Origin of the sequence: Micromonospora sp. HK10 (assembly GCF_000982955.1) — a bacterium.
In the GTDB taxonomy this organism is placed as follows: domain Bacteria; phylum Actinomycetota; class Actinomycetes; order Mycobacteriales; family Micromonosporaceae; genus Micromonospora.
In genome coordinates, this window is record NZ_KQ058718.1 from 12301 (window position 1) to 30675 (window position 18375).

The window sequence follows — 18375 nt, forward strand, 5'->3', positions numbered from 1 at the left end:
GCCGCCAGGACTGGTCAGGCGGCGGCCGCCAGGGCTGGTCCGGCGGCGGCCGCCAGGGCTGGTGAGGGCAGGGTTTCCTGCGTCGGGGGCGGGTGGGCGCGGATATCGTGGGCACAGCTGACCGGTCACGGCGAGGAGCACCGATTGACCAGCACCGCGCCGTTCCGCGCCTGGTACCGGCCGATGCGGGCGCGCCGCCCCGAGGAGGAGCACCGCCCGGCCACCCCGCTGGAGCTCTTCTTCGACCTGTGCTTCGTGGTCGCGGTGGCGCAGACGTCGGAGGGCCTGCACCATGACGTCGCCGCAGGGCACGTCGGGCACGGTCTCTTCTCGTATCTGAGCGTCTTCTTCGCGATCTGGTGGGCCTGGGTGAACTACACCTGGTTCGCCTCCGCGTACGACACGGACGACGACGTCTACCGGCTGACCGTCCTGGTGCAGATCGCCGGCGCGTTGATTCTCGCCGCCGGAGTGCCCCGCGCCTTCGCCGAGGCCGACTTCACCACGATCACCTACGGGTACGTGGTGATGCGGCTGGCCGCCACGGTGAACTGGCTGCGGGCGGCCGCCGGTGACCCGCGGCGGCGGACGACCGCCCTGATCTTCGCGACCGGCGTGGCCGTGGTGCAGGCCGGTTGGCTGGCCCGGCTCCTGCTGCCGGCCGCCTGGCTGACGCCCGCGTTCGTGGTGCTGGTCGTCGCCGACCTGCTGGTGCCGGTGGTGGGTGAACGGCGCGGGCGCACCACGTGGCACCCGCATCACATCGCCGAGCGGTACCAGTTGTTCACCCTGATCGTGCTCGGCGAGGTGGTGCTCTCCACGTCGGTGGCGATCCAGCGCGGGGTGGACGCCGGCAACGAGGAGCTGTGGTCGCTGGCGGCCGCCGGCACGGTGATCGTCTTTGCGATCTGGTGGGTCTACTTCGACCGGCCCGACCCGTTGCCACCGCGCTCGGTGGGAGGCGCCCTGGCCTGGGGCTACGGCCATTACTTCGTGTTCAGCTCGATCGCCGCGGTGGGTGCCGGGCTGGCCGTGGCGGTGGACCGCGATCTGGGTGCCGGGCCGGTCTCCGGCCGGGTGGCCGGCTACGCGGTCGCCGTGCCGGTCGCGGTCTTCCTGCTCGCCCTCTGGGGCTTGCAGCTGCGGGCCAAGCGTGGCCTGGTGCGGGGGCTGTTCCCCGCCGCGGCGGCACTGGTGCTGGTGGCGCCGTGGCTGCCCACGCCGATCGACGTGATCGCCGGGCTGCTGGTGGTGCTGGTGGCGGTCACGCTGGTCGAGCGCCACCGGACCGCGACCAGAACTGCCTGACCAGGGCCTCGAACTCGGCGGCCCGTTCGATATGCGGCATGTGGCCGGTGTCGGGGAAGAGGTGGGTCTGCGCCTGCGGGAAGTACCGGCCGGCGTTGCTCAGGTGCCGCACCGGCAGGATCCGGTCCCGGTCGCCCCAGACCACCAGGGTGGGCAGGCCGAGCGCGGCGACCGCGTCGATCAGCTCCCGGCGCCACTGCGGCCGCACCCCGCGCCAGGTGCCGAGGCTGCCGACCAGCTCCAGCATGACCCGGGCGGCGTGCGGTTCCCGGGCCACGGCCAGGGCCGCGGCGACCCGCGCCTCGGTGACGTACGCCGGGTCGTGGAAGATGGCCCGCTCGGTGCGGCGGGCGATGCCCGGATGCGGTCGCCGCAGCAGCAGCCGGGCCAGCGGGCGCAGGGCGAGCAGCCGCAGCGCGAACGTCACCTCCCGGCCGAAGCCGGCGCTGTTGACCAGCACCAGGCTGGCCGCCCGCTCCGGGCGGTCGGCGGCGAGCCGCATCGCGACCGCGCCACCGAGGGAGTTGCCGACCAGGTGGGCCGGCCCGGTGACGCCGGCGGCGTCGAGCACCTGGACGGCCGCCGCGGCCAGGGCCGGCAGGGTGTGCGGGGTGTCCAGCGGGGCGGAGCCGCCATGTCCGGGCAGGTCGACGCTGACCACCCGGTGATCGCGAGCGAGGCCTTCGTGCTGGTCGGCGAAGTCGTCCATGGTGCGGCCGATGCCGTGCAGCAGCAGCACCGGCGGGCCGTCGCCGGAGACCCGGCAGCGGATCCGGCGGCCGGCCACGTGCAGCTCGTCGGCGGGGGCGAGACTCATGCCGATTCTCCGGTGCGCGGCGCGACGGGCTCCGCCGCGGATCGTGGGGCGGGCATCCGGGCCGGGTTCGGCCGCATGCCCAGGGCCAGGACCTTCCCGTACGAGGCGGGGGCGAGCCGGGCCAGCAGGTCGGGCAGCTTCGCCGACCAGCCGATCAGCACCCGGCCGCGGCGGCGTTCGACGCCGCGCAGGATCACCTCGGCGGCCTTCGCCGGGTCGATGGTGAGCAGCTTCTCGAACTGCGTGCGGCCGACCTCGTACTCGGCGCGGGGGACGCCGCTGCCGACCCGCGCGCTGGCCGCGATCCGGGTACGGATGCCGCCGGGGTGCACGGAGGTGACCCCGACGCCGTCGTCGACCAGTTCGTGCCGCAGCGCCTCGGTGAAGCCGCGCACCGCGAACTTGCTGGCCGAGTAGGCGGCCTGGCCGGCGGGGGCGATCAGCCCGAAGAGGCTGGACACGTTGACCAGGTGGGCGCCGGGCTCGGACTTGAGCGCGGGCAGCAGGGCGTGGGTCAACCGCACCACCGCCCGGAAGTTGATCTCGATGACCCAGAGGAACTCGTCCAGGGTGACCTGGTCGAACCGGCCGCCCAGGGCCACGCCGGCGTTGTTGATCAGCAGCCGGAGCCGCGGGTGCGCGCGGTGGATCTCGCCGGCCACCCGGTCGGTGGCTTCCGGGTCGGCCAGGTCGACCAGGTGGGTCTCGACCCGCCGGTCGGGGTGGGCGGCGCGGATCGCGGCGACCACCGCCTCGAGGCGCTCGGCGTCCCGGTCCAGCAGCACCAGGTCGGCGCCGCGCCGGGCCAGCCCGTGTGCCAGGGCCTCGCCGATGCCGCTGGCCGCGCCGGTCAGCACGGCGGTGCCGCCGGGGAAGACGAAATCACGCATGGCGCTCCTTGGCGGGTCAGGCGACGGGCGCGGTGGGGTCGGTGACGGCGGCGCTGGCCCGGGAGAACCGGACCCCCTCGTCGGTGAGCCGGCCGTGCCGCATCAGCAGCACGTCGCGGGGGTAGTTCTGGTGCAGCCGCCAGGGGGCCGACGGGCCCTGCTTGGGGAGGCGGTCGACGGCGCGCAGCACGTACCCGGACTTCAGGTCGATGATCGGCTCGAGGTCGTCGGAGTCGGGGGCCAGCGGGGTGACGATCTGCTGGCCGGTGCGGTCGAGGTGGCGCAGCAGCCGGCAGACGTAGGTGGCCACCAGGTCGGCCTTGAGCGTCCAGGAGGCGTTGGTGTAGCCGATGGTCATCGCGAAGTTCGGCACGCCGGAGAGCATCATGCCCTTGTAGGCCACCGTCGAGGCGAGGTCGATCTCGGCGCCGTCGACGGCCAGCGTCATGCCGCCGAGGGCGAGCAGGTTCAGCCCGGTGGCGGTCACCACGATGTCGGCGGGCAGTTCCGCGCCGGAGGTGAGCCGCAGGCCCTGCGCGGTGAAGGTGTCGATGGTGTCGGTGACCACCTCGGCCCGGCCGGCGCTGACCGCGGCGAACAGGTCGCCGTCGGGCACCACGCAGAGCCGCTGGTCCCAGGGGTTGTAGCGGGGCGAGAAGTGCCGGTCGATGTCGTACCCGGTGGGGAGCTTGCCCTTGGCGGCCCGGCGCAGGAAGTTCTTCACCAGGGTGGGGGCGCGCCGGCTGAGCTGGAAGTTGGCCACCCCCAGCGCGACGTTCTTCCACCGGGCCACCGCGTACGCGGCCTTCGCGGGCAGCCAGCGCCGCGCGGCGTCGGCGAGCGGGTCGCGCGAGGGCAGCGAGATGACGTACGTCGGCGAGCGCTGGAGCATGGTGACGTGCGCCGCGCGCTCGGCCATCGCGGGGACCAGGGTGACGGCGGTGGCGCCGCTGCCGATCACCACCACCCGCTTGCCGGTGTAGTCGAGGTCCGCCGGCCAGTGCTGCGGGTGCACGAGCCGGCCGGTGTAGCGCTCGATGCCGGGGAACTCGGGCGTGTAGCCCTCGTCGTAGCGGTAGTAGCCGGAGTTGGTGAAGAGGAACGCGCAGGTCAGCACGACCTCCTCGGCGGTGTCGTCGCGGTGCGCGGTCACCGTCCAGCGGGCGGTGGCGCTGTCCCACTCGGCGCGTACCACCCGGTGGTGGAAGCGGATGTGCTGCTGCACGCCGTACTCGCGGGCGGTCTCCCGGACGTAGGACCGGATGGCGTCGCCGTCGGCGATGGCCTTCGCGTCGGTCCACGGCTTGAAGGAGTAGCCGAGGGTGAACATGTCGGAGTCGGAGCGGACACCCGGGTAGCGGAACAGGTCCCAGGTGCCGCCGATCGCGCCGCGGGCCTCGAGCACCGCGTACGTCTTGTCGGGGCACTCGCGTTGCAGGTGCACGGCGGCGCCGACGCCGGAGAGCCCGGCACCGACGATGAGGACGTCGACGTGGTCGGAGGGCATGGCGGCTCCCGGTTCGGCGGTGGTGGTCCGGACCCTATCCACCACCGTCGACGCCGGTCAACACCCTGTCGAGGAGAATCGACACGGTGTCGAGCGGGTGTAGCATCTGCCCACATGACCGCCGCCCGTACGCCGACCGGAGCGGGGCCGACGCGCGGGCGACGCCCGGGCCGCTCCGCCGGAGACGATCGGGAGCTGGCCATCCTGGCCACCGCCGAGCGGCTGCTGGAGGAGCGCGCCTTCGGCGACATCTCCATCGACGACCTGGCCCGGGGCGCCGGCATCTCCCGGCCGACGTTCTACTTCTACTTCCCGTCCAAGGACGCGGTGCTGCTCACCCTGCTCGACCGGGTCACCGAGATGGCCGACGCCGCCGCGGGCGACGCGCTGGACCGGCTCGCCGAGAACCCGCGGGCCCGCTGGCGCGAGCTGATCGCCCGGTTCCATGCCACCTTCGGCGGGCACCGCGCCGTGGTGCTGGCCTGCGCCCAGGTGCGCGGCACCAACACCGAGGTACGCCGGCTCTGGGCGGAGGTCCTCGAACGTTGGGTCCGCGCGGTGCAGGCGGCCATCGAGGGGGAACGCGCGCGCGGCGCGGCCCCGGACGGGGTGCCCGCCCGGGACCTCGCCATCGCGCTGAACTCGATGAACGAGCGGGTCTGGTACGCCACCTTCGCCGGTGACGGGCCGGCGGTGGCCGAGCGGGACGTGGTGGACGTGCTGCTCGACGTCTGGCTGACCGCGATCTACCGGACCACCACGCCCCCGCCGGCCTGAGCGGGAGCGCCCCCCGCCCGGGCGCCGTTAGCCGATCCGGGTGTTGTCCATGATCCAGTTGGTTTCCCAGGTCCGCTCGCCGTCGGTGGAGAACGCCTGCTCCCAGCGGCACGAGGTGGGCGTGATCCGGGACCAGATGAACCGGCAGCGGATCGGCTGGCCCTGGTCGGTGTCGTCGGCGAAGAAGGTGCCGACCCCGTCGACGAAGCGCCCCACCATCGGCGGTTGCTCCAGCACACCTCGCTGGCTGTTCATCCAGTAGATCGACCAGAGCCCGGTCTCCGCGTCGCGGATGCGGACGGTGGCGCCGGAGAAGCCCCGGGTCGGGAAGTGGATCTCGTCGAAGCTGCCGGCGCCGTCGAAGAACGAGCGCGCCACCGCGGTGCCGGGGAACTCGTCCCACTCGTCGCTGCCCACGTGCCGCTCGGTCAGCCGCCGGTTGGCCACCGCCCAGCTGCCGACGAGGAAGTCGAAGTCGCCCATCACCAGCCCACCGTTCCCTCGGCCCGGTGATCGGCCAGGTAGCCGGCCAGGTCGGGCTGGTCCGGCGCGAGCACGTGCCGGACCCAGGCGGCCCGCTCGTGCTCGAGGACCCCCAGCTCCCAGACGCAGCCCACCCCGGGCCGGTCGAGCGGGACGAAGTGCGCCGGGTCGTCGTCCGGGCAGTCCAGCGCCGGCTGGCCGGCGATCGCGATCCGGCACTCCACCACGTTGTCGAAGAACCAGCTGTACGCCAGCAGGTAGGTGCCGGTGTCCGCGCCTCGGTGCAGCACCACCCAGCTGGCCGGCGGGGTGCCGCCGTCCGGTACGGGCAGCAGCTTCGGCAGGTACGCGTAGGCGGCCTGGATCACCTCCGGTTCGAGGCGGCGGTCGGGCTGGTCGATGTGATAGCGCTTGACGTGCCGGCCGGCGACCTCGACGGTCCCCGGCACGGTCAGGTCCTTGTCCTGGAATGCCATGCCGGGACGGTAGGGCCGCTTCCCTGACAGCTAGTGTCAGTGGAATGCGGGCCAGTCGCCTCCTGTCCATCCTGCTGCTGCTGCAGGCGCACGGCCGGCTCACCGCCGCCGAGCTGGCCGGCCACCTGGAGGTGTCGGTCCGCACCGTCTACCGGGACGTCGAGTCGCTGCACGCCGCCGGCATCCCGCTGTACGGGGAGGCCGGACACGCCGGCGGGTACCGGCTCGTGGACGGCTGGCGCACCCGGCTGACCGGGCTGACCGCCGAGGAGGCCGACCGGCTGCTCTTCGCCGGGCTGCCCGGCCCCGCCGCCGAGCTGGGCTACCAGTCGGTGGTGGACACCCTGCGGCTCAAGCTGCATGCCGCGCTGCCGGCGCCGCTCGCCGACCGGGCCGCCCGGCTCCAGGAACGGTTCCACCTGGACACGCCCGGCTGGTACTCCGACGGCGACCCGTCGCCGTACCTGGCGCCGACCGCCGAGGCGGTGTGGCGGCAGCACCGGATCCGGGTGCACTACCGCAGCTGGACCGGCGACGTGCAGCGGGTGCTCGAACCGTACGGCCTCGTCCTCAAGGGCGGCCGCTGGTACGTGGTGGCCGCCCGGCCGGACCGCCCGGACCCGGCCACCTACCGGGTCAACCAGATCCTCGACCTGACCCCGCTCGACGAGCCGTTCGACCGGCCCGGGTTCGACCTGCCCGGCTGGTGGCGGGCGCACGTGGTCGCGTTCCGGGCCGGGCTGCGGCGCGACGAGGCCACCGTCCGGCTCTCCCCTCGGGGGCGGGAGCGGCTGCGCGAGCTGGCCAGCGACGCGGTGGTCGCCGCCGTGGACGCCAGCGCCGGCCCGCCCGACCCGGCCGGCTGGGTGTACGCCGTCGTCCCGATCGAGTCGCTCACCCACGCCCACGCCGACCTGCTGCGGCTCGGCGCGGAGGTGGAGGTCCTCTCCCCCGCCGCGTTACGCGACCGGCTGGCGGACACCGCCGGCGCGCTCGCCGCCCTCTACCACCGGCCGCCGGGCTGACCGGCGGCGCAGCACCGCGGCGCCGGCGAACGCGCCGAGGGCCTGGCAGGCGGCGATGCCGAGGAGCAGCACGCCGGCGCCGGCGCCGGTCAGGGCGCCGGCGAGCGCCGCCCCGCCCGCCGCGGCGGTGGTCTTCAGGCCGCCGCCGAGGGTGAACACCTGGGCGTGCACCGCCGGTGGCGCCTCCCGGTCCCGCACCGCCAGGACGCTGCAGAACAGCGGCCCGCTCAGCACCCCGACCAGGGCGAACAACGGCAGCGTCGCCCACGCCGACGGCATGGCGGGCACCAGCGCGAACGGCACCGTGCTGGCGAGCAGGCTGGCCACCACCACCCGCTCGGGCGGCTGGGAGCGCAGCGGGTACCGGGCCCACCAGAGCGAGCCGACCAGCCCGCCCGCCGACTGCACCGCCAGGAACAGCCCGGCGTACGAGGCGTGCCCGAACCGGCCGGCGAGCAGCGCCGCGGCCACCGGCAGCGCACCGATGCCGAGGAATCCGACGCTGCTGGCCAGGGTCACCGCGCCGAGCCGGCGACGCCGCCACAGCAGTGGCACGGCGGCCAGCGGCGTGGGCCGCCCGGCTGCGGCGCGGCCGGGCGGGGGTGCCGGCCGGTCCGGGATCGGCAGCGTCGCCAGCACCAGCACGCCGACCACCACCAGCCCAACCAGCACGGCCGTCGCGGTGGTCGCCCCGGCGAGGCCGGCGACGGCTGCCGCGATCGCCGGCCCGGCGATGCCCGCCAGGTTGTACGACGTGGCGTCCAGGCCGAACGCGGTGTTCAGCCGGTGCGGGGCGAGGTCGCGCAGCAGGCTGGTCAGCCCGCCCAGCATGACCGGTGCGAGACAGCCGGCCAGCACGACGAGGGCCACCGACAGCGGCCGCGACGAGCCCGCCACGGCCACCGCGGCCAGCAGCGTGCCGCCGTACCCGAGCAGGGCCAGGGGGTAGAAGAGCCGGCGGCGGCGGACCGCGTCGGCCAGCGCGCCCACCACGGGCCCCGCGACGACGTGCGGGATCATCAGCGCCGCCACGAGCACCCCGCCGTAGGCGGCGCTGCCGGTGCGTTCGAGGGCCAGCAGCACGAGGGCCACCCGCGCCCCCTCGTCGGCCAGCCGGACCAGCACCGCGCTCGCCGTGTAGCGCCCGAGCACCCCCCGACCCCGCCCACCGTCCACCGTGACCCCCCGCGCCCCACCCATCCCCATCCCTCTCCTCTACCTACCTACCTACCTACCTACCCACCCGCCCACCTTCCCCACCCCCGCCCGTCGGTGACCAAGGAGTTCGCGTCGCTGTCGATCTCGTCGGTGACGCGAACTCCTTGATCAACCGGGGGTTGGGGTGGGTGGGGGTCAGGAGAGGGTGCGGTGGGCGGCAGCGAGGGTGGCGACGGCCCGCTCGATGTCGTGCGGTGGGTTGGCGGCGTAGCCGAGCACCAGGCCGGGTGGTTGGGGTCGCTGGCCGTGCCAGGAGAGCGGCTGCACCTTGACGCCCCGGCGCAGGGCCGCCGCGGCCAGCGCCGTGTCGTCCACGTCGCCCGGGAGGGTGACGAGCAGGTGCAGGCCGGCGGCGGCGCCGTGCACCACCGCGCCGGGCAGGTGGGCGCGGACCGCCCGGATCATCGCGTCGCGGCGGCGTACGTGCCGGCGCCGCAGCAGCCGCAGGTGCCGCTCCAGCGCCCCGGAGCCCATCAGCTCGGCGAGCACCAGCTGCGGCAGGGCGGCGTTGCCGAGGTCGGCCATCCGCTTCGCCGCGACCAGGTCGGCGTGCAGCCGGGACGGGACCAGCACCCAGCCGACCCGCAACGCCGGGGCCAGCAACTTCGAGACGCTGCCGGTGTAGCAGACCCGGTCCGGCAGCATGCCGCGCAGCGCCGGCACCGGCGGCCGGTCGTAGCGGTGCTCGGCGTCGTAGTCGTCCTCGATGACCAGGCCGCCCCGCTCGGCCCAGCGCAGCAGCGCCCGCCGCCGGTCGCCGTCGAGCACCACGCCGGTCGGGAACTGGTGCGCCGGGGTCAGCATCACCGCCGGTGCGCCGCCGGCCGCCAGCCGGTCCACCCGCAGCCCCTGGGCGTCCACCGGCACCGGCGGGGTGGCCAGCCGCCAGTTGTTCAGGTGCTGGCGTACGCCGAGCGAGCCGGGATCCTCCACGGCGACGGTGTGCACGCCGTCGGCGTGCAGCACCTGGGCGAGCAGGCCGAGTGCCTGGGACACCCCGGCCACGACCACCACCTCGGCCGGGTCGACCCGGATGCCCCGGTTGCGGGCCAGCCAGGTGGCCACCGCCAGGCGCAGCGCGGGCGTGCCGGCCGGATCTCCGTACCCGAAATCGGCGGGGGCCAGGCGGTGCAGCACCGCGCGTTCGGCGCGCAGCCAGGCCGCGCGGGGAAAGGCCGCCAGATCGGGTACGCCGGGCGTCAGGTCCAGCTCCGCCGGGGCGGTACGCAGCGCGTCGAAGATGCTGGTGTCCGGGCGGGCGGCGAACACCTCCGGCGGGCGGCGGGGCACCGGCGGGCGGTTCACCACGGCGGCCGGGGTGGCCACCACGACGGTGCCGGCGCGGCCCCGCCCGACCACCTGCCCGTCCTCGGTCAACCGCTGGTACGCCTCGGTCACCACGCCCCGGGACACGCCCAGTTCGGCGGCGAGGACCCGGCTGGCCGGCAGCCGCGCGCCCACCGGCACCCGGCCGTCGGCGATCGCGGCGCGCAGCCGCCCGGCGAGCCAGTCGGCGCGCCCACCGGGTGGGGCGTCACCGACGTCGAGCTGGAGGAAATCGGCACCGGACGGTATGGACCGGTCGGCCGCGCCTGGTTTGGCCCTGTCCATCGGACCATTATGGGCAGAGGCTGGACCGCATGAGTATCGCTTTCCTGGTGACCGCCCTGGTGGTCGTCCTCACCCCAGGGACCGGGGTGGTCTACACGATCTCCACCGCCCTGGCCGCCGGCCGCCGGGCCGGGCTGCTCGCCGCGCTCGGCTGCACGGTCAGCCTGCTGCCGCACCTCGCCGCCGCGGTCACCGGCCTGGCCGCGGTGCTGCGCGCCGGCACGCCCGCCTTCCGCGTGGTGACCTGGCTCGGCGTGGCGTACCTGCTCTGGATGGCCTGGTCCGCGCTGCGCGACCGGGGCGCGCTGCGGGTCGACGACGGACACCCCGCGCCGGCCGCCGGCCGGGTGATCCGCGACGGGCTGCTGATGAACCTGCTCAACCCCAAGGTGACCGTCTTCTTCGTGGCGTTCCTGCCGCAGTTCGTCCCACCCGACGCGCCCGCCGCGGCGGCCCGGATGCTGCTGCACGGCACCGTCTTCGTGCTGCTCACCCTGGTCGTCTTCGCCGGATACGCCGCACTGGCCGGGGCGCTGCGCCGCCGGGTGCTGGCCCGGCCGCGCCTGACCACGCTGCTGCGGCACGGCTTCGCCGGCAGCTTCCTCGCCCTCGGCCTCGGCCTGGCCCTGACCGCCCGATAGGAGCCCTCCCGTGCGCTTCCGGCACTCCCCCGAGATCTGGTCGACCTTTCCCGAGCTGAGCTGCGGGGTCCTGCACGCCGCCGGCGTCGACGGCGTCGTCGAGGTGGGACCCCGCCTCGACCGGTACGCCGACACGGCCCGGGCCCGCCTCGCCGGCGGCCCGGAGGGCGGCTTCCCGGAGATCCAGGCGTGGCGGCGCGCCTTCGCCCGGATGGGGCTGCCGCCGACCCGCTACCGATGCGCCGCGGAGTCGCTGCTGCGCCGGTTCCGCCGCGACGGCGCACTGCCCGCGCTGCACCCCCTGGTCGAGTTGGGTAACGCCCTCTCCATCGGCTACGCGGTCCCGGTGGCCGTGCTGGACCTCGACCGGATCGCCCGGGACCTGACGGTACGTCCGGCCACCGGCGCGGAGACCTACCTGACCCTCGGCGGGGAGGCGGAACACCCCGAGCCCGGCGAGGTCGTCTTCGCCGACGCGGCCGGTGGGGCGCACTCCCGGCGCTGGACCCACCGGCAGAGCGGCGCGTCGGCGGTGCGGCCCGGAACCACGGAGGTGCTCGTGGTGATCGAGGCGATGCACGCGGGCGGGGCGGCGACGGTACGCCGGATGCTCACCGAACTGGCCGACGCCCTGCCGGTGCCGTCCCGGACCGGGCTGCTCACGGCCGACGCCCCGGAGTTCGCGTACGCGGCGGCCCGCTGACCGGCGCTCCCGGCCGCCCGCCACCCGCCGTCGCCGGCCGCCCACCACCGTCGTCGCCGGCCACCCGCCACCGCCGTCACCGGCGGCCCACCACCGGCGTCGCCGGCGGTCCACCACCCGCGTCAGGGGCGGCCCACCACCGCCCGTCGCGGAAGCCCGCCACCGCCGTGGCGGCGGCATGGGACCCCGGGGCGGCGGCATGGGACCGCCGTGGCGGTGGTGGTCAGGCCGTCTCGCCCGGGGCCAGATAGCCGTAGCCGGGCACGGTCTCGGCGAACCAGCCGTTGACGCCGGCCAGGCCCCGGTCGTTGAGCTGGGCGTCGTGGATCGGGACGACCCGCCGGGCAGCGACCGTCCTGGCGAAGGTGATCGCCTCGGTCAGCTTCAACCAGGACCCTTGGGCTGGCACCAGCAGGGTCTGCACCGGCGCACCGGGCAGCGCCAGCGAATCGCCGGGGTGGTACACAGCGTCGTCGACGAGGTAGCCGAGATTGGCGCAGTCCGGCTGCCCGTCATGGATGGTCGCGTGCCGGCCACCGACCGCGGTGACGGTGAAGCCGGCGGCGTCGAACCGGTCGCCGGCCGCCACCCGGGTCACCGGCAGCGGCGCCAGGTCGGGCAGCCGCGCCCCCTCCGGCGCGAAGACCGGCACGCCGAGACCCGCCAGCCGCAGCACGTCGACATGGTCGGTGTGCTCGTGGCTGAGTAGCACCGCGTCGGCCCCGACCAGGGCCCGCGGCTCGCTCCAGGTGCCCGGGTCGATGACCAGCACGCGGCCCTCGTGTTCGATCCGGACGCAGGCGTGGGTCCACTTGACAATCTTCACCCGGTCGAACCTAGGCGCTCGGCGGCGTCCGCGGGTGCCCCTCGATGGTCGCCCGCGCTGGTCCGACAGGACACCGGCGGGTACGGGAGAACCTCGCGGCGCAGCCGCCCCCGGCCGGCATCATCGGGACATGGACCGACGACCGCCGCGCGGACACCGGAACGTGCCACACACCGCCGACGTCCGGTTCGAGGCGTGGGCCCCGGACCGGGAAGGCTGCGTGGCCGAGGCGGTGACCGCGCTGGTCGACACGTTCGTGGACGCCACCGGCGTCACCTCCGCGGCGGAGACCGGGTACCGGGCGCCGCCCGCCGACGACCCCGACCTGCTGGTCGCCGTCCTGGACGAGGTGATCTTCCGGCTGGACACCGAGGGCGCGGTGCCGCTGGCGACCGAGGTGCGGCCGGCCGGCGACGGCGGCCTGCTCGTGCGCTGGCAGGTGGCGAGCACCGACGCGGTGGAGGCGATCGGCGCGGTGCCCAAGGCGGTGGCGCTGCACGAGCTGCGCTTCGGCCGCGACGACGCCGGCTGGTCCTGCGCGGTGACGCTGGACGTCTGAACCCGACTCAGCCCTTCACCACGCCCAGCGGCACCAGCCTGGCCACCCGCCGGCACAAGCCGGCCCCCTCGGCCGCCGCCACCACCGCGGTGATGTCCTTGTACGCGGCCGGCATCTCCTCGGCCAGCCCGCGCCGCGACGCCCCCCGGACCGCGATGCCCTGCGCCTCCAGCTCGCGGCGCGGGTCGTGCCCCCGCACCTCCCGGGTCGCCTGCTTGCGGCTGCGCACCCGTCCGGCCCCGTGGCAGGTCGACGCCCAGGCCGGCGCGCCGGGCACGCCGGTGAGCACGTACGAGCCGGTGCCCATCGAGCCGGGAATGAGGACCGGCTGCCCGACCGGGCGCAGCTCCGCCGGCAGGTCCGGGTGCCCGGGCGGCAGCGCCCCGGTGGCGCCCTTGCGGTGCACGCAGAGCCGGCGGGGCGACCCGGCCACGTCATGCGTCTCGATCTTGGCGAGGTTGTGCGAGATGTCGTACACCAGGTCCAGGTCGCAGCCGGTGACCCGGGTGAAGACCTGCCGGGCCGCATGGGCGAGCAGCTGCCGGTTGGCCCGGGCGTAGTTGGCCGCCGCGGCCATCGCGCCCAGGTAGGCCCGCCCCTCGCGGGAGGAGACCGGCGCGCAGGCGAGCTGCCGGTCCGGCACCCGGATGCCGTAGCCGGGCATCACCTTCTCCAGCTCGCGCACGTAGTCGGTGCAGATCTGGTGGCCGAGCCCCCGCGAGCCGCAGTGGATCATGACGCAGACCTGGCCGGCCCGCAGCCCGAACGCGGCCGCCACCGGCTCGTCGTATAGCTCCGCCACCGCCTGCACCTCCAGGAAGTGGTTGCCGGAGCCGAGGCTGCCGACCTGGCGCGCGCCGCGCTCCACCGCCCGCTCGCTGACCTGCGCCGGGTTGGCGTCGTCGACCGCACCGAAGTCCTCACAACGGTCCAGGTCCCGGCGCACCCCGAAACCCCGCTCGACGGCGTACCGGGAGCCGCCGCGCAGCACCGCGTCCAGCTCGTCCCCGCCGGTCAGGTGCCACACCGCGCCGGTGCCCATGCCCCGCGGGGTGGCCTCGCCCAGGCCGTCCATCAGCGCGTCGAGCCGGGGCCGCAGCGCGTCGCGGTCCAGGTCGGCGGCGAGCAGCCGGACCCCGCAGGATATGTCGAAGCCGACACCGCCCGGGGAGACCACTCCCCCGTCCTCGACGTCGGTGGCCGCCACCCCGCCGATCGGGAAGCCGTAACCCCAGTGCACGTCCGGCATGGCGTAGGAGGCGTCGACGATGCCGGGCAGGGTGGCCACGTTCGCCACCTGCTCCAGCGACCGGTCCGCACCCGCGTCGGGCAGCAACGACCGGGACGCGAACACCACCCCGGGCACCCGCATCGGGTCGTGCCGGTCGACGCGGAACCGGTACGGCGACTCCTGAACCAGGTCCATCCCGCCCGGCTACCCGGGCCGGCGGCGGCTACACCCGGCCGGGTTCCGCCCCGCCCGATCCGGGTAGTGGCCGACCATGCCCCAGCGATACGAGGACTACGACCGGGTCGCCGTCGTCACCGGCGCGGACTCCGGCATCGGCAAGGCGTGCGCCGTCGCGCTGGCCGAGGCCGGCTTCGACATCGGCTTCACCTGGTACGGCGATCCGGACGGCGCCGACCGCACCGCCGCCGAGGTGCGCGCCACCGGCCGTCGCTGCGCGACGGCCGAACTGGACCTGACCCGGCTGCCGGACGCCGCCGCGGTCATCGACGAGCTGGCCGAGCAGCTCGGCGGGCTCGGCGTGCTGGTCAACAACGCCGGCACCGGCCTCGCCACCCCGTTCGTCGAGGTGTCCTGGCAGCAGTGGCGGGAGGTGCTGGCGGTGGACCTGGACGGCCCGTTTCTCTGCGCCCAGCGCGCCGCGCGCCGGATGCGGGCGGCCGGGCGGGGCGGCCGGATCATCAGCATCACCAGCGTGCACGAGCACGCGCCGCGGGTCGGCTCCTCGGCGTACTGCGCCGCCAAGGGCGGGCTGGGCCTGCTCACCAAGGTGATGGCCCAGGAGCTGGCGGCCGACGGGATCACCGTCAACGCGGTCGCCCCCGGGGAGATCGCCACCCCGATGACCGGGCAGGAGGACGTCGACCCGTTCACCCGGGCCCGGCCCGGCGTCCCGGTGGGGCGGCCCGGCGACGCCCGCGAGGTCGCCGCCGTGGTAGCGCTGCTGGCCTCGCCGGCCGCCGCGTACGTGACCGGGGCGTCCTGGCCGGTGGACGGCGGAATGCTGCTGATGGGTCCGCAGGCGGCCGCGCTGCCCGACGACGGCTGGCGCGACATCTGAGCACCCGGGGTTCCGACGTGCCGCAGGCCGCGGCCCCCGCTCAGGGCAGCTGGGCGACCGAGGTCCGGTCGAGGTACCCGAGCTGGGCGGCGAAGCCGGCCAGCGCCACCACCACGCCGACCCCGATCGCCGGCCCGAGCCCGGCCCCGAGCAGCCCGGCGAGCAGGGTGCCGCCCAGCCCCAGCAGCACCGCGTTCACCGCGCCCACCAGCGCGGCCGCGGTGAGCAGCAGGTGCCGCCGGCCGGGGCGGGCACCCACCTGGGCCCAGGTCGCGGAGACGTCGCCGGCCACCGCGTCGGCGAAGAAGTCCGTGTCGCCACCGAAGCGCCGGTGGTAGTAGGCCCGGATGCGGCGGATCCGTTGCAGGTCCAGCGAGTTCTCCACCATGTTCTGGGTCAACCGGCCGAAGGTGAGCAGCCCGGTGATCAGCAGGGTCGGCAGCACCGCCCCGAGGTACGGCCGCAGCAGGTGCTCGCTGCCGGAGACGAAGCCCAGCCCGATCAGCGCGGCGGACAGCAGCGACAGGAACAGGGTGGCCCGCCCGACCGACTCGGCGACCGTGGCCCCGCGCGAGGTCTGGAGCACGAAGTGCTCGGTGGTGAGGGCGGTCAGCAGCGCCTGCTCCCGGGCGTCCTCGTCCACCCCCGCCTCCTTCCGGTCACCGTCACGATACGGAGCCGGGCCGGGACCCAGGGTCGGAACCGGGTAGCCGGCCGGCCGCCGGCTCCCTCCGGCCGGCTACTCCCGCCGGCTCGTTCCCGGCCGGCTCCCTCCGGCCGACTCCCTGCGGCGGGCGGCGGGCGGCGGGCGGCGGGCGGCGGGCGGCGGAGAATGCTGCCGGCCGCCCCGGCCGAGGTCGGGCCGCCGCACGGCGGAGAATGCTGCCGGGCGCCCCGCCGAAGTCGGGCCGCCGCACAGCGGAGAATGCTGCCGGCCGCCCCGGCCGAGGTCGGGCCGCCGCACGGCGGAGAATGGTGCCGGGCGCCCCGCCGAGGTCGGGCCGCCGCACGGCGGAGAATGGTGCCGGTGGCGCGAAGGGCGCCACCGGTACCGGGAGCGGGGAGCAGGGCATGGCGGAGACGGTCCGGCGGCGGCCGGCGGCCGGGACGGGCCGGGAACTCGCCGCCGACTGCGCCCGCTGCGTCGGGCTGTGCTGCGTGGCCCCCGCGTTCGCCGCCTCCGCCGACTTCGCCCTCGACAAGCCGGCCGGCCAGCCCTGCCCCAACCTGCGCGCCGACTCCCGCTGCGGCATCCACCGCGACCTACGGGCCCGGGGCTTCCCCGGCTGCACCGTGTTCGACTGTTTCGGCGCCGGCCAGCACCTGGTGCAGGAGACCTTCGGCGGCCGGCACTGGCGGGACGACCCGGCGCTGGCGCGGCGGATGTTCGACACGTTCGCGGTGCTGCGGCCGCTGCACGAGCTGCTCTGGTACCTGACCGAGGCGGTCGCGCTGACCCCGACCGGCCCGCTGCGCGACGAGCTGGCCTTGGCGCTGGCGCAGACCGGCCGGCTCGCCGACGGGACGCCGGAGGAGCTGCTGGCGGTGGACGTCGACGCCCACCGGGACCGGGTCAACCCGCTGCTCGCGGCGGCCGGCGCGGCGGCCCGGGCCAGCCGGGCGGGCGCCGACCGGCGGGGCGCCATGCTGCTCGGGGCCGACCTGCGCCGGGCCGGGCTGTCCGGGGCCAACCTGCGGGGCGCCTGCCTGATCGGCGCGGACCTGCGCGGGGTGGACCTCGGCGCGGCCGACCTGACCGGAGCGGACCTGCGCGGCGCCGACCTGCGCGGGGCGGACCTGAGCCGCTGCCTGTTCCTGCACCAGTCCCAGCTCGACGCCGCCCGGGGCGACCTGCGGACCGGACTGCCGCCCCGGCTGCGCCGCCCCGCCCACTGGTCGCTGACCGTCACGCCGGTGCCGACGGCCGGTGGCCGCCCCGGTGCCCGGCCCGCCGGTGCCCGCTCCGGCCGTCGCCGGCGCTGACGGCGCCCGGACGCCGCTGACGGCGCCCCGCACTCGCCGACCGGGTCGGTGCCGGCGAGCGGCACCCCGACGTTTCGCCGCGGTGCCGCCGGGTAGCCGGTGGCACCGCGACCACGGAACGGGAGGCGGACGGTGAGATATCGGGTACGGCAAAGCGAGCAGCCGATGGATCCGGCGTACGCCGAGGACGAGGCCGGGCAGACCCCGCTGGTCCAGGTCGAGGCCGACACGGACGTGCCGGCCCCGCAGCCGGGCGCGCCGAAACCGGACGAGGTGACCGAGGATGACGGTTCCGGGATGGCCGGCGGGGCGTCGGGCAGCAGCTCCGGCGGCTCCTCGATGCCGACGCACCCGGACGCGGCGCGCTGAGCGTTTGCCGCCGGATCGGCTGGGCAGGAGTGCCACATGACGAGTGAAGAGTCCTTCGGCCGCGCGTCCACCGACGAACCGGACGGCGCCACCGCGTACGAGGCGTCGCTGCGCCCGCCGGGCGAGTCGCTGCACAGCACCGACGACACCGGCGACGACTTCGCCGACCTGCCGGCCGAGGACCGGCGCTCGGCACGGGAGGTCAGCCGCGCCGGCTACGACGTCGACGCGGTCTCCGGCACCGCCGACCCGGCGAACGAGCCGGAGGAGATCGAGCCGGGACGACCCGAACGGTAGGCCGGCCGCCCGGGCGCGCTCAGCCGGCCGTCACCGCCGCCGCCCGGGCCTCGGCCATGCCGCGGTTGGCCAGCGCGTCGGCCCGGTCGTTCTCCGGGTGCCCGCTGTGACCCTTCACCCACAACCAGGTCACCTCGTGCCGGGCACAGGCCGCCTCCAGCCGCTGCCACAGGTCGGCGTTCTTCACCGGCTGCTTCGCCGCGGTCAGCCAGCCGTTGCGCCGCCACCCGGCCAGCCAGCCGGTGATGCCGTTGCGCACGTACGTGCTGTCGGTGTGCAGGCGCACGGTGACCGGCCGGGTCAGGCTCTCCAGCGCGCGGATCGCGGCGGTCAGCTCCATCCGGTTGTTCGTCGTCGGGCTCGCCTCGCCGCCGCACAACTCGCGCTCGTGCCCGCCCCAGCGCAGCAGGGCGCCCCAGCCACCCGGGCCGGGATTGCCGCAGCACGCCCCGTCCGTCCAGATCTCCACGATCCCGCCGGTCGCCGCCTCCGTCATGCCGAACCTACCGGCTGCGCCCGCCACCGGGACCACCCGACCCGCCGCACGGGCCGAAGAGCAGCGCGCGGGCCGACCGG

At 75.7% G+C, this 18375-nt stretch carries 21 protein-coding genes; 10 read left to right on the top strand and 11 right to left on the bottom strand.

Annotated features, from left to right (window positions below; all coding sequences use genetic code 11):
• Nucleotides 1-144: 144 nt before the first annotated feature.
• Nucleotides 145-1308: a low temperature requirement protein A gene (locus LQ51_RS06885; protein WP_231605489.1), complete on the top strand. Its 1164-nt coding sequence runs from the start codon at nt 145-147 to the stop codon at nt 1306-1308.
• Here the strand turns inward: LQ51_RS06885 and LQ51_RS06890 are convergent.
• From LQ51_RS06890 to LQ51_RS06900, 3 genes are read right to left on the bottom strand one after another with little or no spacing between them, the layout of a single operon-like run.
• Entirely contained in the window at nt 1265-2125 is an 861-nt protein-coding gene (locus LQ51_RS06890) for an alpha/beta fold hydrolase (RefSeq protein WP_231605499.1), read from the bottom strand. The two genes, LQ51_RS06885 and LQ51_RS06890, sit on opposite strands and share 44 nt — an antisense overlap.
• Nucleotides 2122-3015, bottom strand: a complete 894-nt coding sequence (locus tag LQ51_RS06895; protein ID WP_046563836.1) for an SDR family NAD(P)-dependent oxidoreductase — start codon at nt 3013-3015, stop codon at nt 2122-2124. The genes LQ51_RS06890 and LQ51_RS06895 overlap by 4 nt, the downstream gene beginning before the upstream one ends.
• Before the next feature lie 16 nt (nt 3016-3031).
• On the bottom strand, nt 3032-4522 hold the full coding sequence (locus LQ51_RS06900) for a flavin-containing monooxygenase (protein WP_046563837.1): 1491 nt from the start codon (nt 4520-4522) through the stop codon (nt 3032-3034).
• Between the two features lie 114 nt (nt 4523-4636).
• Here LQ51_RS06900 and LQ51_RS06905 point away from each other — a divergent pair, with 114 nt between their 5' ends.
• Nucleotides 4637-5299: a TetR/AcrR family transcriptional regulator gene (locus tag LQ51_RS06905; protein WP_046563838.1), complete on the top strand. Its 663-nt coding sequence runs from the start codon at nt 4637-4639 to the stop codon at nt 5297-5299.
• A gap of 27 nt (nt 5300-5326) precedes the next feature.
• On the opposite strand, the gene LQ51_RS06910 is transcribed toward LQ51_RS06905, so the two are convergent.
• Together LQ51_RS06910 and LQ51_RS06915 are read right to left on the bottom strand one after the other, a co-directional pair.
• Nucleotides 5327-5782, bottom strand: a complete 456-nt coding sequence (locus LQ51_RS06910) for a hypothetical protein (protein ID WP_046563839.1) — start codon at nt 5780-5782, stop codon at nt 5327-5329.
• A complete protein-coding gene (locus tag LQ51_RS06915) occupies nt 5782-6258 on the bottom strand; it encodes a hypothetical protein (RefSeq protein ID WP_046563840.1) in 477 nt (158 codons plus the stop codon). Before LQ51_RS06915 ends, LQ51_RS06910 begins: the two co-directional genes overlap by 1 nt.
• Before the next feature lie 44 nt (nt 6259-6302).
• Here LQ51_RS06915 and LQ51_RS06920 point away from each other — a divergent pair, with 44 nt between their 5' ends.
• Nucleotides 6303-7283 carry a helix-turn-helix transcriptional regulator gene (locus LQ51_RS06920; RefSeq protein ID WP_046563841.1) on the top strand — a complete coding sequence of 327 codons (981 nt, stop codon included), beginning with the start codon at nt 6303-6305 and terminating at the stop codon, nt 7281-7283.
• Here LQ51_RS06920 and LQ51_RS06925 read toward each other — a convergent pair.
• Both LQ51_RS06925 and LQ51_RS06930 read right to left on the bottom strand, forming a co-directional pair.
• Nucleotides 7218-8483 carry an MFS transporter gene (locus tag LQ51_RS06925; RefSeq protein WP_046563856.1) on the bottom strand — a complete coding sequence of 422 codons (1266 nt, stop codon included), beginning with the start codon at nt 8481-8483 and terminating at the stop codon, nt 7218-7220. The two genes, LQ51_RS06920 and LQ51_RS06925, sit on opposite strands and share 66 nt — an antisense overlap.
• 153 nt (nt 8484-8636) lie before the next feature.
• The gene (locus tag LQ51_RS06930; RefSeq protein WP_046563842.1) at nt 8637-10112 is read right to left on the bottom strand and encodes a MocR-like pyridoxine biosynthesis transcription factor PdxR; all 1476 of its coding nucleotides are present in this window, start codon (nt 10110-10112) and stop codon (nt 8637-8639) included.
• Nucleotides 10113-10141: 29 nt separating this feature from the next.
• On the opposite strand from LQ51_RS06930, the gene LQ51_RS06935 reads away from it, so the two are divergent.
• Nucleotides 10142-10753 (top strand): LysE family translocator, encoded by a 612-nt coding sequence (locus LQ51_RS06935; RefSeq protein WP_046563843.1) that lies wholly within the window; start codon nt 10142-10144, stop codon nt 10751-10753.
• A 10-nt stretch (nt 10754-10763) separates the two neighbouring features.
• The gene (locus LQ51_RS06940) at nt 10764-11456 is read left to right on the top strand and encodes a B3/B4 domain-containing protein (RefSeq protein WP_046563844.1); all 693 of its coding nucleotides are present in this window, start codon (nt 10764-10766) and stop codon (nt 11454-11456) included.
• Nucleotides 11457-11679: 223 nt separating this feature from the next.
• On the opposite strand, the gene LQ51_RS06945 is transcribed toward LQ51_RS06940, so the two are convergent.
• On the bottom strand, nt 11680-12282 hold the full coding sequence (locus tag LQ51_RS06945; RefSeq protein ID WP_046563845.1) for an MBL fold metallo-hydrolase: 603 nt from the start codon (nt 12280-12282) through the stop codon (nt 11680-11682).
• Between the two features lie 130 nt (nt 12283-12412).
• Here LQ51_RS06945 and LQ51_RS06950 point away from each other — a divergent pair, with 130 nt between their 5' ends.
• Nucleotides 12413-12841 (top strand): archease, encoded by a 429-nt coding sequence (locus LQ51_RS06950; RefSeq protein WP_046563846.1) that lies wholly within the window; start codon nt 12413-12415, stop codon nt 12839-12841.
• Between the two features lie 7 nt (nt 12842-12848).
• On the opposite strand, the gene LQ51_RS06955 is transcribed toward LQ51_RS06950, so the two are convergent.
• Nucleotides 12849-14267 carry an RtcB family protein gene (locus LQ51_RS06955; RefSeq protein ID WP_046563847.1) on the bottom strand — a complete coding sequence of 473 codons (1419 nt, stop codon included), beginning with the start codon at nt 14265-14267 and terminating at the stop codon, nt 12849-12851.
• A 76-nt stretch (nt 14268-14343) separates the two neighbouring features.
• Here LQ51_RS06955 and LQ51_RS06960 point away from each other — a divergent pair, with 76 nt between their 5' ends.
• Nucleotides 14344-15150, top strand: coding sequence for an SDR family oxidoreductase (locus LQ51_RS06960; protein WP_046563848.1), 807 nt, complete (start codon nt 14344-14346; stop codon nt 15148-15150).
• A gap of 40 nt (nt 15151-15190) precedes the next feature.
• Here LQ51_RS06960 and LQ51_RS31105 read toward each other — a convergent pair whose 3' ends face one another.
• Nucleotides 15191-15793 (bottom strand): hypothetical protein, encoded by a 603-nt coding sequence (locus tag LQ51_RS31105; RefSeq protein WP_052744767.1) that lies wholly within the window; start codon nt 15791-15793, stop codon nt 15191-15193.
• A gap of 428 nt (nt 15794-16221) precedes the next feature.
• Here LQ51_RS31105 and LQ51_RS06970 point away from each other — a divergent pair, with 428 nt between their 5' ends.
• From LQ51_RS06970 to LQ51_RS06980, 3 genes are all read left to right on the top strand, one after another.
• Nucleotides 16222-17133: a pentapeptide repeat-containing protein gene (locus LQ51_RS06970; RefSeq protein WP_046563849.1), complete on the top strand. Its 912-nt coding sequence runs from the start codon at nt 16222-16224 to the stop codon at nt 17131-17133.
• A 165-nt stretch (nt 17134-17298) separates the two neighbouring features.
• The gene (locus LQ51_RS06975) at nt 17299-17502 is read left to right on the top strand and encodes a preprotein translocase YidC (RefSeq protein ID WP_231605508.1); all 204 of its coding nucleotides are present in this window, start codon (nt 17299-17301) and stop codon (nt 17500-17502) included.
• Nucleotides 17503-17538: 36 nt separating this feature from the next.
• Nucleotides 17539-17799, top strand: coding sequence for a hypothetical protein (locus LQ51_RS06980; RefSeq protein WP_046563851.1), 261 nt, complete (start codon nt 17539-17541; stop codon nt 17797-17799).
• Nucleotides 17800-17818: 19 nt separating this feature from the next.
• Here the strand turns inward: LQ51_RS06980 and rnhA are convergent, their stop codons facing one another.
• Entirely contained in the window at nt 17819-18295 is a 477-nt protein-coding gene (rnhA, locus tag LQ51_RS06985; protein ID WP_046563852.1) for a ribonuclease HI, read from the bottom strand.
• Nucleotides 18296-18375: the final 80 nt, after the last annotated feature.

Coding starts and splice junctions, on each gene's coding strand:
- LQ51_RS06900 (WP_046563837.1), bottom strand. CDS start 4,522: ATGCCCTCCGACCACGTCGACGTCCTCATCGTCGGTGCCGGGCTCTCC.
- LQ51_RS06975 (WP_231605508.1), top strand. CDS start 17,299: ATGGATCCGGCGTACGCCGAGGACGAGGCCGGGCAGACCCCGCTGGTC.
- LQ51_RS06935 (WP_046563843.1), top strand. CDS start 10,142: ATGAGTATCGCTTTCCTGGTGACCGCCCTGGTGGTCGTCCTCACCCCA.
- LQ51_RS06960 (WP_046563848.1), top strand. CDS start 14,344: ATGCCCCAGCGATACGAGGACTACGACCGGGTCGCCGTCGTCACCGGC.
- LQ51_RS06950 (WP_046563846.1), top strand. CDS start 12,413: ATGGACCGACGACCGCCGCGCGGACACCGGAACGTGCCACACACCGCC.
- LQ51_RS06915 (WP_046563840.1), bottom strand. CDS start 6,258: ATGGCATTCCAGGACAAGGACCTGACCGTGCCGGGGACCGTCGAGGTC.
- LQ51_RS06920 (WP_046563841.1), top strand. CDS start 6,303: ATGCGGGCCAGTCGCCTCCTGTCCATCCTGCTGCTGCTGCAGGCGCAC.
- LQ51_RS06905 (WP_046563838.1), top strand. CDS start 4,637: ATGACCGCCGCCCGTACGCCGACCGGAGCGGGGCCGACGCGCGGGCGA.
- LQ51_RS06970 (WP_046563849.1), top strand. CDS start 16,222: ATGGCGGAGACGGTCCGGCGGCGGCCGGCGGCCGGGACGGGCCGGGAA.
- LQ51_RS06910 (WP_046563839.1), bottom strand. CDS start 5,782: ATGGGCGACTTCGACTTCCTCGTCGGCAGCTGGGCGGTGGCCAACCGG.
- LQ51_RS06955 (WP_046563847.1), bottom strand. CDS start 14,267: ATGGACCTGGTTCAGGAGTCGCCGTACCGGTTCCGCGTCGACCGGCAC.
- LQ51_RS06925 (WP_046563856.1), bottom strand. CDS start 8,483: ATGGGTGGGGCGCGGGGGGTCACGGTGGACGGTGGGCGGGGTCGGGGG.
- LQ51_RS06890 (WP_231605499.1), bottom strand. CDS start 2,125: ATGAGTCTCGCCCCCGCCGACGAGCTGCACGTGGCCGGCCGCCGGATC.
- LQ51_RS06930 (WP_046563842.1), bottom strand. CDS start 10,112: ATGGACAGGGCCAAACCAGGCGCGGCCGACCGGTCCATACCGTCCGGT.
- rnhA (WP_046563852.1), bottom strand. CDS start 18,295: ATGACGGAGGCGGCGACCGGCGGGATCGTGGAGATCTGGACGGACGGG.
- LQ51_RS06980 (WP_046563851.1), top strand. CDS start 17,539: ATGACGAGTGAAGAGTCCTTCGGCCGCGCGTCCACCGACGAACCGGAC.
- LQ51_RS06895 (WP_046563836.1), bottom strand. CDS start 3,015: ATGCGTGATTTCGTCTTCCCCGGCGGCACCGCCGTGCTGACCGGCGCG.